The following is a 16,882-nucleotide window of genomic DNA, read 5'->3' as shown; positions in this document are numbered from 1 at the left end:
AGTCTCCCGGGTTCGAGGCGGCGGAATCGCGCGTATACCTGAAATCCAGCTTCTCGTGGTGACGGCAACAACTACGCCGTCCTCTACCAACCGCTTCACAACCGCCATATTTCGCCCATGCCGGCGGACTGCACTCCGAACTCCATAACTGTCAACGATTTCCGCTTGTAATTTATTTCTCATATGCTAATCTCTCGCCGCACACGAGGTTCTGGTAAGGGATTCTGAAGCCAACAAGGAGCGTTATTCGTTTTTGGAGGTTATGAGTGGCACACGGAAATGGCGCACTCCTGCTTCTCATGTTAACCACGGTGCGATTCCGCACGCGATCATGGGGTGTGGTGTTCCCATTCAGAATGTAAAGTTATTCGTCCCGACCCCTGGACCAGAACTGCTGAATTACTTAGACTTGTGTCCCGGCCCTTATAATGGCGGCGGCAAAGTCGTGCCGGACGGTGTGGCGGAGAGTCGCGACCGCCCTCTGCTCTACTTCATTAGAAATGACAAGCTTTCCGCAGATCACAAATGGGACGATCAAGAACTACGCCGTTTGCGCCGCGCTCTCGGCAGTCGCGGCGAGCGCGCTTTTCTTGCCATCGTGGAGCCGGGATTGGTCCGCGTTATTCCTGTCAGCCTCGATACTCGCTCGCAGAATTGGGAGGAGTTTCAACCAAACACACCGAATGCGCGCTCTCTCTTTGCGCGCATGGCCCTTGGCGAATATGACCCAAAAGGAACGCCAAACGCAGACTTCGTATACCAAGCCATGTTCAAGCTTCTCACAGAAGTCGCGAATAGAGTTGGTGCGGCAAGTCCCCGCATCGAGCGGCGCGACATCCTGTCATTGGTTGGTCGTGCTCTTTTCCTCCGTTTTCTGAGCGATCGCGGAGTTGTGACAGCGCAGAACCTCCAAGAGATCGCGCCCGGTGCCCGACGCCTAGATGACTGCTTCTTAGATGCCACAAAAACCGTTCACACTTGCCAGTGGCTTGACAACACGTTCAATGGCGACTTTCTACCGCTATCCGGAAAGGGGAATCTTGCGTGGTTTCGTCAACTTGCGCTTCCTGACAATGAGGTTTTTAAACACCTGCGTGCCATTCTGCGGGACGAGGAGCCAGCGGGCGGGGGCTATCAACAACAGTTACGCATGGACTGGAGCACGTTTGATTTTGCACATGTACCAGTTGGTTTGTTGAGCCAAGTATACGAAGGGTTTGTCTGGCAATGGGAGCCCGAGGAAGCGGAAGACACAAGTGTGCACTACACACCACGGCGGATCGCGGAGTATCTCGTGGACGACGCTTTTGACGGCATGCGGAGAGGAGGTAAAGCGCATGTGTTGGATCCGGCTTGTGGCGCTGGGGTATTCCTCGTTCTCGCCTTTCGACGCCTCTATCAAGAACGTTGGAAGGCCATGGGTCAGCGGCCTGATCGACGCATAATCCGCGATATTCTCAATAAACAGTTACGTGGTTTTGATATCAGTGAATCGGCGCTTCGGCTTGCCGCACTTAGCCTTTATCTAACGGCGGTTGAACTCGACCCGAAGCCCACCCCCCCTCACGCCTTGCGATTCAAAAACCTGCGCGGCGCGGTGCTTTTTAACTGCCGGCGCAAAGAAGACCCCGAAAAAGGCCCGGTGGTAGGAAGTCTGGATCTACAAATGCTGGAAGGCCATCGTGGACGCTACCAGATGGTCCTCTGCAATCCGCCTTGGAGGAGCCTCGACGAGTCAAAAAAGGCGGTCGCTACGACATTCCACGCAATCGGACGTGAAGTCCTTAACGAGCGCAATCTTACCGCCCTCGCGGAATCCTACGAGAACCCTGATAGCGTGCCAGACTTGCCGTTTGTTTGGCGAGCAATGCAGTGGTGCGAACCGAGTGGGCGAATAGCATTCGTACTACCAGCACGGCTACTCTTCAAGCAGGGTGACATCGGCCAGCGTGCACGAGAAGCAATCCTGCAGGCCGTCACTGTGACCGGGATGCTGAACTGCTCGAATCTTTCCGACACTAACGTGTGGCCAGAGATGCAACAGCCCTTTCTCTTATTCTTCGCCCGTAACCGTCCGCCAAAACCGGACCATACAGTGCGCTGGATCACGGTGCATCCTGACGAGGCACTGAATGACCGTGGCGAAATTCGCGTAGACTCGAAATCAATTGAGGAGGTCAGTCTTGAACAGACCTTTGCTGAGCCGTGGCTGTGGAAGGCCCTTGCGCTCGGCACCGCTTTAGACATTGAGGTCGTACGCAAGGTGAAACAGAGCGACGGCGTACCTTTACAACGGTACTGGGAAGAGGATTTGAAGTTACTCTGTACTAACGGCTATTCAGTTAAGAAAAAAGGACAAAGGGATGCCTCGTTTCTAGAGGGCTTGCCGAATGTCACTGCGAGAGCTCACTTCAAATTCTCTGTGAGGACTTCGGTGCTTCCGCTATTCGCTCGCACTACCGCTGCTCGCCCGAGATCCCGTGAATACTACAGAGCTCCCCTCGTTTTGGTTAAGGAATCGCCCGGAATCGCACGCGCAAACGGCAGAGCATGGCTTGCACAGAAAGATGTCGCCTTCAACCAAAGCTTCCACGGCTTCTCTGGTGCCGGACACCCAGAAGGTCGGGCTTTGGTTCGCTACCTCCAACTCGTAACCCACTCCGATTTATGGATGCATTACGCCCTGCTCACAAGCCCAAAGCTCGGAGCAGAGCGCCGTGTGATCTATAAAGAAGATCTCGAAGGCTTTCCAATTATTCCTTGGGCAAAGCTGTCCCACACCCAACGAACCTTGGCTCAAAAACTCAGCGAACGGTTACTTGGCGAAGACGCTCAAGTCTTCGCGGACATAGACGGCTTCTTCGCCGATCTCTACGATCTCAAACCACGTGACATGGAAGTCATTCGTGACACCTTGAGTGTGGAGCTCCCTTTCAAATCTGTCCGTAGGAGGGCCAGTGCATCACCGAAGCCGCAACAGTGCACTGAATTTTGTGCTCGGATGGAAACCGTCTTACGACCATTCTTCAAACGCATCGGTCAAGGTGTCTGTGTCACGCTCAGCGACATCGGCGCCGGCGCTAAAGACGCACCGTTCTCCGCGATAGTGATAACGAACACGCCCGAACTTAGTTATGACCTTGATGACACTGTGATTGCAAGCGCCTTGGAGTTAGCCAGCGGTACCGGGGCAAGTATGGCAATGATTGATGCAGAAATCCCGCGTACACTGATCGTCGCCATTTTGAACCATTCACGTTACTGGACGGCTTCCCGTGCGCGACTCTGTGCGATAAGGATTCTGAGCGAAGGTATGGGACCTTTCGAGGAATAAACGAATGGGATTTGGACTGTCTGTCGATTCGACGGCGAGGAGGGAGCAGGGGTTCTCATTGCCACATCCCGGGGTAACTCTTGCGGTCTTTCTCGTCATCGAAGAAGCTGTAGTGGCAGCGTGGAACATCTTGCACGTAGATCCGCCACGACCATTCGATCCTAGCTCTGCACATGAGGTCGATTTTACTACCCACCTTCACGAGATTCTCGAGGACCACTTATTGGATTCCAACTTGGTGAACGGATTCACGGGCGACGTCTTTTCCAGCATCAAACGGCCCGAAGTACGGAACTACGACGGTGTCAAGACCAGTAAGAAACCCGATATGGTTGCGTATCTCGCCGATCGCCCGAATGTAAAACGGTCGCAGGATGGAATCTTCATCGAGTGTAAACCTGTGGATGCAGCGCACTCCCTTCTTGCAGACTACTGCGACGCCGGGATTGAACGTTTTATCGTCGGTGACTACGCCTGGGCAATGACCGAAGCGCTGATGATTGGATATAATACTGTGCACCAGAAACCATCCGCAGCTTTAGTACAGCCGTTCCAAGCCCGTGCGAATAAAATCAACGCTATCGGCAAGCCGCGCGATTGTAAGATTAGCGCTCACAAACCGGCAGTTGCTATTACCCGTCACAGGCGTAGCTTTGTGCTCAGAGGTAAGCGAGCAGGCGCTATCACACTGCGACATCTTTGGCTATCAATGCCGAATTAGCCTGGGCGGGAATTCGTCGTTTTGACAACGGCCCTCTGCATACCAACACCGCAGTTCTCGCGGGATTCGACAGCCCACACCTTTCTTCTGGAAATCGGATTCCGATAGTGGTATGGTGGGCGGTATGACTACGGAAGAGCAGTCGAAGGCCGAGCACGCCTCCTGGGTGCAACAGCGGAAGGCTACAGGCGGGACGCCTGTTCAACTCGAAGGCGGAAAGACACGGGCGGGAGCCTACTTCGCGAGGACGCTACGAAGGCCGGGCTGCCCGCGCCACTATACATGAGGGAGGGGCCTATTATACGTTTCTGCGAAACGAACCCAAATTGGTTTTGTGAAAACCAACGCATATACCACTTGTTATTAGTGACTTATGTATTTGGAGGCGACGAACAAAATTGGGTTCGTTTTGGAAAACGAACCCAATTTGAGGGGGTAAAATGCGGGCATTTACCGAAAACGAACCCAAAATGGGAGGTAAAAGAGGCCTTGAGACCTTCGGTCGGGCGACGTGCGTGGTCTGGAGACCGTCACACAGCCCCCGGGTGCGATCGGCGCGAAACCCTTCGGGCTCGGCGCCTTGCAATCCGGCGACGGGGCAGATTAAGGAGAAAGGGAAGATGACTTGATGGCCACGGCGTATCTGCTTGCGGCTGGTGTTGAAAATGGTGAAAATGGCAGAGTAGATTTTGATAGGCTGTCAGCCAGTAATGAACAATCCGGGCGCCTGTAGCTCAGTTGGATAGAGCATCGGATTTCTAATCCGGCGGTCGCGTGTTCGAATCACGCCAGGCGCGCCAATTTCTCGAGCGGAGGCATGAAAATTGTGATAAGTCGACGATTTCCGTCCCCGGCAGTGAGACGGATCGCCGGGGTGATTCTTGCGACGACACTTGTCGCGGGTTGCCTGGGATGTGCGATGAATCCGCCGGCACGAGTTACGGCCCAGCCGGACAAGTTGCAGCTCGAATCTTCTGTGTACGTGCCGGGAACCACGGGCGTCAGGATCGTCTCGCTGAACTCGGAACATGGTTTTGTGGTGATCGATTTCACGTCACGGGTGGTGCCAGCAGTGGGAACGCGTGTGGATGTCTACCGCAATGGCAAATGGGTGGGCGTCGTGCGGATTACGGAGCCGGTGCGGGCGCAGTTCGCGACGGCGGACATTATGGAAGGAGAGGTGCATGTTGGCGACGAAGCCCGTTAACGGCGGCGAGATGCTCGCGGTTGCCGAGGCGCGGGAAATCATTTTGTCGGCAGTGCGGACACTCTCGGCGCGAGCCGTTCCTCTGGTCGAGGCCCTGGATTGCGTGCTGGCGCAGGATGTTGCGTCGCCCATCAATTTACCCCTGTGGGACAATAGCGCGGTTGACGGTTACGCAGTGCGTTCTTCCGACGTAGCAGGTGCGAATGAGAACAACCCGATTCATTTGCGCGTGACGTCCACAGTGCCCGCGGGCACGGCGGCCGGCGCGCGTTTGGAGCCGCAGACGTGCGCGCGGATTTTCACGGGCGCGCCGATACCCGAAGGCGCGGACGCAGTGGTGATGCAGGAGGACACGCGACCGCACCATGAAGGATATATTGCGGTCGAGGAATCCGTGGAGGTGGGCGAAAACATCCGTTGTGCCGGCGATGACGCGACGAAGGGTGAGATTGTACTGCGTTCAAACCGGGTGCTCGGCCCTGCGCAACTCGGGTTGGCGGCGGCGGTCGGGCTGGCCCAACTTACGATTTACCCGCGGCCGAGGGTGGGCGTGTTGGTAACGGGAGCGGAGATCATCGAACCGGGGCGCGCGTTGCGCCCCGGCCAGATTTATGATGCGAATAGCTATTCACTCGGCGCGCTGGTGAAACAAGCGGGGTGCGAGCCGGTTGAACTCGGCATCGCGGACGACACGCGCGAGGATTTGTTCGAAAAGATCGATTATGGCCTGAGCGAATGCGACGCGGTGATCACCGTCGGTGGCGTTTCTGTCGGCGAATATGACCTCGTGAAGGACGTGCTGGCGGAATTGGGATGCGAACAGAAATTTTGGAGGATCGCGATGCGGCCCGGCAAGCCGTTTGTATTTGGCGCGCACGGGGAAAAGTTGGCGTTCGGGTTGCCGGGCAATCCCGTCAGCGCCGCGGTGACGTTCCTCATCCTGGTACGACCGGCGTTGCTCAAGATGCGGGGCGCTGCCGAGATCGACCTGCCAACGGTGACCGCGGAAGCGGCGGAAGATTTCGTGAACCGCGGTGATCGTGTGCACTATATGCGGGCGAACCTGCGGCGGGACGGCGAGAAGTGGCTGGCGAAACCGATGCCTCGCCAGGGTTCGCATGTGATTTCCTCCCTTGCGAACGCCGATTGCCTCGTGGAAGTTCCCGAGGAGACCACCATCCCACAGGGGCATCCGGTTCGGGCGATTCGTTTCTCCGCTTGAATAATCCAATCCGCGTCTTACACTAGCTATCGCGATGCGCGAGACCGCCCATGTCCTGAACCATCCCCTGGCCCAAAGCTTCCTGACCGATATCCGCGACAAGAATTCCGACCGTGCGGTCGTCCGCAGCCGCATCCGCGCGTTGTCGGTGCTGCTTTTCTATGAGGCGACGCGTGATTTGCCGCAGGAGACCATGAAAGTGGCCACGCCGTTGGCGGAGACGACGGGCGCACATGTTGGCGCGAGCGTCGGACTTGTGCCGATCCTGCGCGCGGGACTCGGAATGGTGGATGGGATTTTGGAATTCCTGCCGGAAGCGCGTGTGTACCACCTCGGGTTGTTCCGCGACGAGAAGACGCTGGAGCCCGTCGAGTATTACAGCCGGTTCTCTGAAGACAAACCGGTTGACATCGTATTCGTGCTCGATCCCATGCTGGCCACGGGCGGATCGGCCTCCGTCGCCGTTGCGCGGTTGAAGAAGTGGGGCGCGAAGAAGATCAAGTACCTCGGCCTGTTCGCCGCGCCCGAAGGCATCCGCAAACTTTCCAAGGCGTATCCCGACGTCGAGATTTACCTCGGCGCGACCGATTCCCACCTGAACGACCGCGGCTACATCGTCCCCGGCATGGGCGACGCCGGCGACCGTCAGTTTAGCGGGGAGTAGGAAACTGCGAAGGTGTCGTTGTAGCGCCGGCAAGTCCATATTCTTTCGGGCGGTAGAGAACGAAAGCCGTAAGGAAGCCGATGACGACGCCAGATGTATGTACAGTGAAGCTAACTTGCGGCGTGAGCAAGTCGAAAACGGCCTGTGAGACAACTATCAGGCCGATGGTTTTCAGGCGTTTGAAGGCAATTGGGGCTCGCTCGGTGCGCCACCCACGGACCAATATTGCCCCGGTTGCGCCGACCAATCCCATGATGCATCCGGAGGCACCTGCTTCGATGGCTGTTGGCAGCCAACCGATCCAGACGAGTAGTACGAAGGTCAGAGCGGACCCAACTCCGGCAACAAGATAGGTTGCCAGGTAACGGACGAGGCCTAGAGAGTACTCCACGAATCGCCCCAGGATGTAGAGGGCTAGCATGTTCATCAACAGGTGGATCAGCCCGAAGTGGAGAAAACATGCGGTGAACACCCGCCACCAATCTCCTCTTAGCACGGCATCCGGGTAAGCGGCGCCCGCTCGCAGTAGCGTGTCTGCTCTTGTGGTGTCACCCAACGAGATCTCAAATGCAAACGCGGCGAGATTGAGAGCAAGGAGTGTGTGCGTCGCATATGGTCGCCACGAACCGAAATTGCGGCGAGTTTCATAGCGTGCCTCATGATCGAGTTCGTTTTCCACTCGCGCGACAGCTTGGCGGCTTTGTTCTGACAGAGCCTGTTCGGCGAGGACGACACCGCCGGAGAGGCGAAGCTCGATTGATTGACGGATAAGCGCGTCGGAAGAAGAGGAGATGTTGGCTAATAGTGTGCGTCCTCGATTTTCTTCCCCAGCAGCCATGTCAGTGGTTCCCAACCAAAAAGTCCTGGCGTTCGGGTGCAGATGCGCCAACTCGCCATTGAGGATGCGTTCGACGTGTTCACGTCGCCCGCAGAATGCCAGTACCGGCAGTCGGCAAAGAGCGCGGATCATCGGATTCCCAAGCTTCTCCAGGCTTTGCTCGGCTTGTTTGTACGCCTCGACCAAGCCGTCAAGATCGCGGGTTTCGCCGAGAGCTCGCAGATGGAGTGGCATCAGCGAAACATCACGGCTGCGTGTTGCCGGTGGTAGAGTGCGCGCCCACTCGACGAGCTCCTCCCAGTGACCCTGAATGCGACACCGTTGCGCGGTAGCCACACGCCCGAGGGGACTTGCGTTCGATTGGTGACGCGCCAAAAGATTCACGGCCTCGGGAAAAGCTCCTTCTTGTGCCATGCGCAACGCGCGGAAGAGATCAGGTTGTTGTCTCCATCCGTCCGTGGGATGAAGCCATCGCGCGAAATTGGCGAACCTCTCTGCACGTTGGTAATCCTGCCGCAGGCCCGCGTGTGTCGCGCTTCGACCAGCGAGGCTGGGGACCAGGATGAACAGGATCCACAGGCTGCCGGCGACATACCCGGCCACCTTCGGTGCGATAATCATCAGCGCCAGCATCACGACAAGAATTGATGCTGAGGCAAGTAGCCACCCTCGTTGAAGTCTCGCGGAGTATCGGACGGACCGGATGATAAGCGCGATGCATGAACCGCCGGCGATCCAGATGAGAATATAGTTTGGATCCACTATTTTATTTCCACGTACGCCGTGGCTCTTCCCGCTACGCCCCGAATTTATCCAGCCGTTTGGCGTTGGCTTGCATATAGCGGATGAGGTACTTCGCTTCGAAGACGCCGAGGGAGCCGGCGTTGGCGCTACGCTCGGTGAAACGTTCCTGGCCGTCCCAACCGGCAATTTCACCGCAGATCATTACGGGTTGCGGGTGCCAACTGTGTCCCTTGACCGGCACGGGTGTGCTGTGGTCGCCGGTGATGGCCACCACATCCACTTCGGGCAGGAGCACACCGAACGCGGCATCGGCTTCTTCGATGGCCTTCACCTTCCCATCGAAATTGCCGTCCTCGCCATACATGTCCGTCCCTTTCACGTGGACGAAAACGAAATCGTAAGCTTTGAGGGCATCGACGGCCGCGTCGAACTCTTGCTGCACGGTCGATGGGCCTTCGACTTTCTTCATGCCGACGAGTTGGGCGAGGCCCTTGTACATCGGGTAGATGGCGATCGCGGCGGCCTTGAGCCCGTAACGGTCTTCGAAGAGCGGAATCTTTGGCTGATGCGCGATGCCGCGAAGCAAGAAACCATTGGCTGGTTTGCAGTCTTTCAACAATGGCAGCGCCTGTTTGTAGAATGCCGCGATGACCTTCGCCGTTTTCGCGGCCTTGGCGGATTTATTCTGCGGCTTGACGACGGCAATGGGCAAACCTTCACGATGTGGATCGCTGTCGTTGAGAGGGCCTTCGAGTCCCTTGCCGCGGAATACCACGACGAAGCGGTGGCCTTTGCCAGCTTTGATGATGACCTCGACGTCGCCAATTTTTTTGATTTTCCCGGCGAGCAGTGCGCACTGTGCTTCGCAGACTTTGGTGTCGATGCGGCCCGCGCGGCGATCGGTCACAATGCCTTTCGCGTCGAGCGAACAGAAATTTGCCCGTGCGGCGACGTCGCCATGCCTTAGATCGATGCCCAACCCGAGAGCTTCAATGACGCCGCGGCCCACTTCAAACTCCAGCGGATCGTAACCGAACAACCCGAGGTGCCCGGGGCCACTGCCGGGGGTTATGCCGGGGGCGACAGGGGTCATCCGGCCCAGCGCCGAACGTTTGGCCAGGGCATCGAGGTTGGGAGTGCGGGCGGCTTCGAGGGGTGTGCGAAAGCCCGTTGAGTGCGTGGCAATATCGCCAAGTCCATCCAGGACAACGAGAGCGAGCTTGGAATCGTTTGGAACCAGCAGGCTTTTGTAGACTTCATCAACATTCATTTGAATTTCTCAGTATTTAGGCTTGAAAATGTCCTTATTTAGCGTCATGTTGGCACACGCGCCCGGGCCTGTCAAAGACGAAAACATTCCAAACCGTGACGTAGTTGCACATCACATTCATACTGGATTTAGGTGAAAACCTCCTTTCTTGATAAGTTGATCGGTCGCATCGAGCGGGTTGACCCGCAAAGTTTGCAGAGCGTTGTGCTGAAGCTGGCCCGCGAGAAAGGCTTTCTTGAAACTCTCTTCAATACGATCCAGGAAGGTGTCATTGTCACCGACGCCGATGGCCGGGCGACGTATCTCAATGCCGCCGCCGGCCAACTGCTGGGCATCGATCCCGAGCGGGCCGTCGGCGAACCGCTCTCGAATTATCTCCGTGATATTGACTGGCAGAAAATCTGGTCCGCGGACAAGGACGAGTGGCGGAAAGTGTTCAGCCACGAACTGGAAGTCTTCTATCCGCAACAACGGTTCCTCAGTTTCTATATCGTCCCCGTGGCCGACGAACAGAATTCCGTGGTAACGGGCATGGCGATCATCCTGCGCGACGTGACGGAGTCCCACCACCGCGCGGCCAGCGCCATCGAGTCGGAGAAACTCTCGGCGATTACCTTGCTGGCTGCGGGAGTCGCGCATGAAATCGGCAACCCACTGAACTCGCTCAACATTCACCTCCAACTCATGGAGCGCGAGTTGAAAAAGCTGCCCACGGCGCAAGGAGACCGACTGCGGGAGGATCTTCGTGTGGCCCGCGACGAAATCGGGCGTCTCGACCAGATCATCAACCAATTTCTGCGGGCGATCCGGCCCACGCAGCCGGAGCTGCAACCGACTGCGGTAAATGATGTGATCACCGACGCGCTTCTATTGCTGGAGCGCGAGATTGGGGACCGCGATATTCTCGTCGAGCAGGAGTTGGCGCCCAGCTTGCCGCGGATCCTGTTGGATCGCGCCCAACTCAAGCAGGCCTTCTACAATATCATCAAGAACGCGCTACAAGCGATGCGCTCCGGGGGCATCCTGCGCATTCGGACGGAAGCGAACCCGACGCACGTCATTATCTCATTCATTGACAGCGGGCACGGCATCGCCCCGGAGGAGATTGGCCAGCTTTTCGAGCCATACTTCACCACGAAAGAGAATGGCACGGGCCTGGGACTGATGATCGTGCAGCGCATCGTTCGCGAGCACGGCGGCACGATTGAAGTCGAGAGCGACAAGGACCGGGGGACGACGTTTCGCGTCAAGCTTCCCATTCATGAGAAGCGGACGCGACTGTTGGAAGCGTCGCGGAATGAAGTCATCACGGAATGAAGACGAAACAACCAACGATCCTGATTGTTGACGACGAGCGCAACACCCGCGAGGGGCTGCAGCGCGCCTTGCACGACCGGTACGACGTGTTGCTGGCCGAAGACTCTCAAAAGGCTTTGGAGGCGCTGGAATCCACACGTGTGGACGTGATGCTCACCGACCTACGGATGCCCGGGGTAGATGGCATGGCTTTGTTGCGCCGGGCCCTGTCGCTGACCGATCCACCAGTGTGCATCATGATGACGGCCTACGGGTCGATCGAAAACGCCGTGCAAGCGATGCAGGTGGGGGCATATCATTACATCGCCAAGCCGGTAAACCTCGACGAACTCGAATTGGTCATCCAGCGGGCGCTCAACAGCCGCCGCGTCGAGGCCGAGAACGTCAATCTACGGGAGCAAATTGAACAGAAGTACGGCCTTGAGAACATCATCGGCCAATCGGCGTTGATGCGCCAGGTTTTTGAGACGATTCAGCAGGTCGCGCCGAGTCGCGCCACAGTGTTGATTACCGGCGCGACGGGTACAGGTAAGGAACTCATTGCGAAAGCCATCCATAACATCAGTCCTCGCAAGAACGGCCCGTTTATCGCTGTCCACGCGGCCGCACTGCCGACATCGCTTCTGGAGAGCGAATTGTTCGGGCATGAAAAGGGAGCATTTACCGGGGCGGTCGAGAGGCGGACGGGACGATTTGAACTGGCAGACGGGGGAACTCTGTTCCTCGACGAGGTTGGAGAACTGGAACCGCAAATCCAGGTCAAATTATTGCGTGTGCTCGAGGAACGGGCGTTCGAGCGGGTGGGGGGCGCCAAGACGCTGCAGGTGGACGTGCGTCTGGTGGCGGCCACGAACAAGGATTTGAAAAAGCTGGTCAGCGAGGGAAAGTTCCGCGATGATTTGTTCTATCGGCTAAGTGTCGTGACGGTGGACCTTCCGCCCCTGCGCGAGCGGCGGGATGACATCCCGTTGCTGGTGAAGTCGTTCCTTGATGAATTCAGCCGTGAGAACGGCAAGCAGGTGCGTGAGTTGACGCCAGAGGCACTCAACGTGCTACTGGCGTATGACTGGCCCGGCAATGTGCGCGAATTGCGCAACGCCATCGAACAGATGGTCGTATTGGCCCGGGGCGAGCGTCTGACCGTGCGTGACGTGCCCGCAGGAATCCGCGGTGTCGCGGATCTGACGAAGATCAACGTTGTGCACGCGGGGATGACCGTTGAGGACGCCGAGCGGCAGTTGATTATCCAGGCGTTGAAAGAAACGGATGGCAACCGCACCAGGGCGGCGCAAAGGATCGGCATCAGCCGCCGCACGCTGCATCGGAAGTTGAAGGGGTACGGACTCGAGAATCTATAGCGAAGAGCGAAGCAGACAACAGGAGCATACATATGGCGCGACCAACAGGGGCACCGGAATCATCGGTTCAGTCGGCGGTTTTTCAAATTGAAATGGGGCGTGGCAAGAAGGTCCTCCAGTGGGCGGCCCTGTTCTTGCTGGCGGCGGTTTTGAGTCCCATCTACACCGCCAGCCAGTTTCGCAACGGCCTCGGGAAACGCGAAGCGATCGACATGGCTCAGTTGGCGCGCAACATCGCCCGCGGTGAGGGTTTTACGACGCACGTCATACGTCCCCTGAGCCTCTGGCAACTGGAGCAGAATGGTTGGGACATCCAGAACAAGGACACACGCGATGGGCTGATCAACCGACATCCAGACATCTCCAATCCGCCGCTCTATCCATTTCTACTGGCGCAGGTCTTCAAGATCCTGCCCAAGAGTGTGTTCAAGTACAACGAAGCCGATCACATCTTTCCGGCCGAACGGTGGGGGATCCTGCCGTTCAACCAGCTTTGCCTGCTGGCGAGCATATTGATCATGTACCTCTGGGCCAAGCAGCTCTTTGACAGCCGTGTCGCCGCCATGGCGGGGTGGTTGATGCTCTTCTCCGATACGCTGTGGTCGTACGGTATATCGGGATTGCCGACGAACCTGCTCATGTTGCTTTTTTTACTGGCGGTGTACTGTTTGTTCCTTGCCGATGGACGGCTGAATCCGCCCGAACCGGCGGAAGGCGAGGGCGCCAACGCACAGCCGGCGCGAGTGGCGGGCGCGGTAGTGGCGTTGACCGTTGGCAGTGCAGTGTTGTTGGGGTTGTGCTTTCTGACGCGCTACCTCGCAGGTTTTTTTCTTGTTCCGCTGGCGATCTATGCCGCACGCATATTTCGTGGCCGTGCGGCCGCGATGTGGGCCGGCGTGTACGTGGTGGCGTTCCTGGCGGTCATCACCCCGTGGCTGGTGCGCAACGAACGGGTTTCTGGCAGCTTGCTGGGCGTTGCCAAATACGAGTTGATCGAGCGTTCGGGAACACTTCAGGGTGAAGCGTTGCAGCGTTCCTATCAACCTGATTTCACGGATGCCTACTCCCTCCGACAAATGATTTCAAAGTTCTTGAGCAACGCGCGCCCGATTCTGCTCACCAATCTGCGGGTCGTCGGCTCCGACTTTCTGGTGCTTTTCTTTGGTGTTGGCCTGATGTACGGCTTCCGTCGCCGCGATGCGACACGATTGCGCGGTGTGTTGCTGGGGGCAATCGCCGCGGCCATCTTTGGTATGGCATTAATCGGCTCCGAACCCGAGCGAATCGGACCGGAGGTGGGTGGGGGCAATCTGCTCGTCTTGCTTCTCCCGCTCATTGCAATCTTCGGGGTGGCATTCTTCTACCTCTTGCTGGATCGCATTCCTTTCCGCATCAAGTTGACCCGCGGAATGGCCATTGGCGTGTTCGCAGCGCTGAATGTTTCGCCAATGATCTTCACGATGCTGCCGCCCCGGGCTGGTTCTTACCCGTATCCACCATACATTCCACCCGTTACACGCGCGGTCGCAAATCTCTTTGAGCCCAATGAGCTGGGTTGTAGCGACCTGCCGTGGTCCATGGCCTGGGACGGCGACCGCCGCACCGTGTGGTTGCCCATGACTGTTGACGAGTTTTACCAGATCAGTGATTTTGTTGCGCCGAAAGGCGTGCAGTTCATGTTCCTTACACCGTATTTTCTCGATGCGAAGCGGGAGAGCGAAGTTTTAAGAGGCGAGTACAAGGGCTGGGCGGGGATATATCAGGGCCAACTCCGGGCGGATTTCCCACTCAAGGCCTTCATGGCGCCCACGGTGGACCACATTCTCCTTGCCGACCGCACCCGTTGGGCCAAGAAACCGGCGGAAGAAGCGCCGGCAGGACTTGCCCAACCCTCGGAAACCGGAGCCACCAACGCACTCGCTCCTTCCATCGATTCGACGAACCAGCTCGCGGCACCGCCCGCAGTTGGCGCCAAGCCAGCGGCGAAATAAACTCGGCCGCATTTTGCGGCGGAATTTCGCTTCCGCGCCGGGTGGGGCGCGGCTATAGTGGCCACGCAGGAGATCGCGCGGAATATGAAACCGGCGGCGGCATTTTCAATTGGATTATGGACGGGGGCGGCGGTCATTGCAGCGATCGGACTGTTTTATGTGCAGGGTTCGCAGCATGGGCGTAGCGGGGCCTCGCCCACCACAAATTCCGATCTCTCCACGGAATCCGAACAGATCCGCGTGTTGCAACAGGAGAATGCGCGGCTCAACGCCGAAGTCCGGCGCCTGAAAGAGACCGCTTCGACCCTCAGTAGTAATCTCGAGATCCAGGCCGCGGTTGATTCCCGCCGCCGCATTCCTTTCGGGCCCGGGTTGAACGAAGCGGGGCCCACCACTCCGGAGGTCGCATCCGAAAACTGGATCGTGCAAATGGTGGCCGGCGCCGATGCGACAGCATTGCCCCAACTGGAGAAGATGGCGTTGCGCAATAATCGTCGGGCACTGGAAGCCGTGGCGCTGCTGGCCGACCGGGATCAGGCGGCAACGCTGACACGAGTGTGGCGTTCGGGAGCACTGACGTTGCCCAATTTGGTGGAGGCGACGCGCTATCTCGCCGCCACGCAGGAGGTCAATCCCGACGCGGAACAGATCTTGCGCGGATTGGCCGCAGACCCGAACGTGGATGCGCGAGTCCTCTACGCCGCGGTGGACGGCCTCGCCAACGCGAATTTTCCCGTGAGTTTTGCACCGGTGGCCGCGGTGCCAGCACCGCCGCATTTCAAGCCGGACTATCCACGACGGATTCGGTTGCTGGACAGTTTGCGATCGTCGTTCACCGATGACAACGCCCGCGCGTACGCGGACCAGGCGAAAATCGATCTACAGGCGCGTTGGGCGGAGTCGAACCCGGGTGCGCCGTAAGGCGGCGGGCCCCGTCATCGTTGGCGGCTGTTCGTTAAGGAGGTTTGTGCAGGATACCATGATTGTCTTCTGGTGCGTCGTACCGGCGTTGGCGCAATGAGTCGGCGCGTCCAAATCTCGGTGGCGGCGATCGCTGTGGCGACCATTGGCGTGAGCCTTGGGTTGCTCTCGTTGCTGCGGATTCGCGAGGCGAAGGAATTCAGTGAACCGCATATCGTCCAGACATACGGCGGAACGAATTACGTGGTGCAGCTAACCGAGGTGGCAGTGGGAAAGACCGAGACAAGCTGCGTGTTGATTGTGTACTTGCGGCTGCAAAACCCGAATACGTACGACGTGACACTTCGCCGCAACTGGTTTATCCTCATGGACCACGACAAGGATTATTTCCTGCCGTCGACCACGGGCACGCAAACGGAATTGATCAAATTGCCCGCCAACGGTGTCTTAGACCGGGAGATGCTCAGCTTCATGGTACCCGACAACGCGTTTGGGGGCCGGGTGGCGCTGTTCGTGGGCCAGAACTATATGGTCCTGGTGAAAAACGATTGGCCGTTCGAAGCGCACCTTCGAAACGGAGAGTTCCGGTCGTTTCGGCGAAGGAGTTGGTAAACACCACGCGTTAAACGCTCATGTGGAAGAAAATCAAATTTTACACGGTCAGCACGATCATTCTCGCGCTCAGCGCGACGTGCGTTTATCTGTATTACTTCGGGCGCCGCGAAGCGGTTGTGCATCGCGTCCTTGACCCACCCGCGGTGGTGAGGGAAATCCAGCGATTAAGCGAACTGGTCACTGTGAAATACAGCATCCAAAAGGTCGTTGGCTTGAAAGAGGAAAAGGTGCCGTTCGGTTCCGAGCAGGTGCTATTGATGGTGCAGGCCGACGTCCTCGGGGGTATCGATCTCGCCGCGTTGAATACGAACGATGTGCAGATCGCCCCGAACAACACGGTCACGGCCAGGCTTCCTCCGCCGAAAGTCCTGCACGTATATGTGGACGAGAAACAAACGCGTGTGTGGGACCGCTCCAAGACGTGGTGGACGCCGTGGGTGCCGTTCAATCCGGAGCTGGAACAGAAAGCACGGCTCGCGGCGCTGGAGGCCGTGCAAGCCGCCGCGCTGGAGATGGGCATTCTCAGCAACGCGCAGCAGAACGCCCAGAAAACCATCTGGGAGGTTCTCCGCGCCGCCGGCGCCGAAACGGTGCGGTTTGAATCACCTGCGGAAGGAAGCGCGACGGCGAGGTAAACGAAGATTTCCTTGCGGGACATATCGCAACGATTGTTGTAACCT

The 16,882-nt window shown here is 57.8% G+C and carries 13 protein-coding genes and 1 tRNA gene; 12 read left to right on the top strand and 2 right to left on the bottom strand.

Annotation, left to right across the window (positions count from 1 at the left end):
- The first annotated feature begins 262 nt into the window (after positions 1 to 262).
- The 6 genes from VNL17_10545 to upp all read left to right on the top strand — a co-directional run bounded on the left by VNL17_10545 (position 263) and on the right by upp (position 7,148).
- Complete coding sequence (locus VNL17_10545) at positions 263 to 3,334, top strand: N-6 DNA methylase (protein HXI84513.1); 3,072 nt, start codon at positions 263 to 265, stop codon at positions 3,332 to 3,334.
- A 4-nt stretch (positions 3,335 to 3,338) separates the two neighbouring features.
- Complete coding sequence (locus tag VNL17_10540; protein ID HXI84512.1) at positions 3,339 to 4,055, top strand: hypothetical protein; 717 nt, start codon at positions 3,339 to 3,341, stop codon at positions 4,053 to 4,055.
- Positions 4,056 to 4,778: 723 nt separating this feature from the next.
- Positions 4,779 to 4,855: transfer RNA gene (locus tag VNL17_10535), tRNA-Arg, on the top strand.
- A 17-nt stretch (positions 4,856 to 4,872) separates the two neighbouring features.
- Positions 4,873 to 5,262, top strand: a complete 390-nt coding sequence (locus VNL17_10530; GenBank protein HXI84511.1) for a hypothetical protein — start codon at positions 4,873 to 4,875, stop codon at positions 5,260 to 5,262.
- Positions 5,240 to 6,484, top strand: coding sequence for a gephyrin-like molybdotransferase Glp (glp, locus tag VNL17_10525; protein ID HXI84510.1), 1,245 nt, complete (start codon positions 5,240 to 5,242; stop codon positions 6,482 to 6,484). Before VNL17_10530 ends, glp begins: the two co-directional genes overlap by 23 nt.
- Before the next feature lie 34 nt (positions 6,485 to 6,518).
- Positions 6,519 to 7,148, top strand: a complete 630-nt coding sequence (gene upp / locus VNL17_10520; GenBank protein ID HXI84509.1) for a uracil phosphoribosyltransferase — start codon at positions 6,519 to 6,521, stop codon at positions 7,146 to 7,148.
- Here the strand turns inward: upp and VNL17_10515 are convergent.
- Positions 7,135 to 8,619, bottom strand: coding sequence for a rhomboid family intramembrane serine protease (locus VNL17_10515; protein ID HXI84508.1), 1,485 nt, complete (start codon positions 8,617 to 8,619; stop codon positions 7,135 to 7,137). The genes upp and VNL17_10515 overlap by 14 nt on opposite strands.
- Before the next feature lie 163 nt (positions 8,620 to 8,782).
- Positions 8,783 to 10,000, bottom strand: a complete 1,218-nt coding sequence (locus VNL17_10510) for a 2,3-bisphosphoglycerate-independent phosphoglycerate mutase (GenBank protein ID HXI84507.1) — start codon at positions 9,998 to 10,000, stop codon at positions 8,783 to 8,785.
- A 132-nt stretch (positions 10,001 to 10,132) separates the two neighbouring features.
- Here VNL17_10510 and VNL17_10505 point away from each other — a divergent pair, with 132 nt between their 5' ends.
- From VNL17_10505 to VNL17_10480, 6 genes are all read left to right on the top strand, one after another.
- Positions 10,133 to 11,317, top strand: coding sequence for an ATP-binding protein (locus VNL17_10505; protein ID HXI84506.1), 1,185 nt, complete (start codon positions 10,133 to 10,135; stop codon positions 11,315 to 11,317).
- Positions 11,314 to 12,675 carry a sigma-54 dependent transcriptional regulator gene (locus VNL17_10500; protein ID HXI84505.1) on the top strand — a complete coding sequence of 454 codons (1,362 nt, stop codon included), beginning with the start codon at positions 11,314 to 11,316 and terminating at the stop codon, positions 12,673 to 12,675. The genes VNL17_10505 and VNL17_10500 overlap by 4 nt, the downstream gene beginning before the upstream one ends.
- Positions 12,676 to 12,707: 32 nt before the next feature.
- Positions 12,708 to 14,666: a glycosyltransferase family 39 protein gene (locus VNL17_10495; protein HXI84504.1), complete on the top strand. Its 1,959-nt coding sequence runs from the start codon at positions 12,708 to 12,710 to the stop codon at positions 14,664 to 14,666.
- 84 nt (positions 14,667 to 14,750) lie between these two features.
- Positions 14,751 to 15,587, top strand: a complete 837-nt coding sequence (locus VNL17_10490) for a hypothetical protein (GenBank protein HXI84503.1) — start codon at positions 14,751 to 14,753, stop codon at positions 15,585 to 15,587.
- Between the two features lie 96 nt (positions 15,588 to 15,683).
- Positions 15,684 to 16,199: a hypothetical protein gene (locus tag VNL17_10485; GenBank protein HXI84502.1), complete on the top strand. Its 516-nt coding sequence runs from the start codon at positions 15,684 to 15,686 to the stop codon at positions 16,197 to 16,199.
- 20 nt (positions 16,200 to 16,219) lie between these two features.
- A complete protein-coding gene (locus VNL17_10480) occupies positions 16,220 to 16,837 on the top strand; it encodes a DUF4230 domain-containing protein (protein ID HXI84501.1) in 618 nt (205 codons plus the stop codon).
- Positions 16,838 to 16,882 lie beyond the last annotated feature (45 nt).

The organism is Verrucomicrobiia bacterium, from assembly GCA_035577545.1.
GTDB lineage: Bacteria > Verrucomicrobiota > Verrucomicrobiia > Palsa-1439 > Palsa-1439 > Palsa-1439.
Note: the sequence above shows the minus strand (reverse complement) of the source record. Positions and strands in the feature narration are given on the sequence as shown.

Bases quoted from the DNA above. Each gene is read 5' to 3' on its own strand.
- VNL17_10545 (HXI84513.1), top strand. From the start codon at position 263: ATGAGTGGCACACGGAAATGGCGCACTCCTGCTTCTCATGTTAACCAC.
- VNL17_10540 (HXI84512.1), top strand. From the start codon at position 3,339: ATGGGATTTGGACTGTCTGTCGATTCGACGGCGAGGAGGGAGCAGGGG.
- VNL17_10530 (HXI84511.1), top strand. From the start codon at position 4,873: ATGAAAATTGTGATAAGTCGACGATTTCCGTCCCCGGCAGTGAGACGG.
- glp (HXI84510.1), top strand. From the start codon at position 5,240: ATGTTGGCGACGAAGCCCGTTAACGGCGGCGAGATGCTCGCGGTTGCC.
- upp (HXI84509.1), top strand. From the start codon at position 6,519: ATGCGCGAGACCGCCCATGTCCTGAACCATCCCCTGGCCCAAAGCTTC.
- VNL17_10515 (HXI84508.1), bottom strand. From the start codon at position 8,619: ATGCTGGCGCTGATGATTATCGCACCGAAGGTGGCCGGGTATGTCGCC.
- VNL17_10510 (HXI84507.1), bottom strand. From the start codon at position 10,000: ATGAATGTTGATGAAGTCTACAAAAGCCTGCTGGTTCCAAACGATTCC.
- VNL17_10500 (HXI84505.1), top strand. From the start codon at position 11,314: ATGAAGACGAAACAACCAACGATCCTGATTGTTGACGACGAGCGCAAC.
- VNL17_10495 (HXI84504.1), top strand. From the start codon at position 12,708: ATGGCGCGACCAACAGGGGCACCGGAATCATCGGTTCAGTCGGCGGTT.
- VNL17_10490 (HXI84503.1), top strand. From the start codon at position 14,751: ATGAAACCGGCGGCGGCATTTTCAATTGGATTATGGACGGGGGCGGCG.
- VNL17_10485 (HXI84502.1), top strand. From the start codon at position 15,684: ATGAGTCGGCGCGTCCAAATCTCGGTGGCGGCGATCGCTGTGGCGACC.
- VNL17_10480 (HXI84501.1), top strand. From the start codon at position 16,220: ATGTGGAAGAAAATCAAATTTTACACGGTCAGCACGATCATTCTCGCG.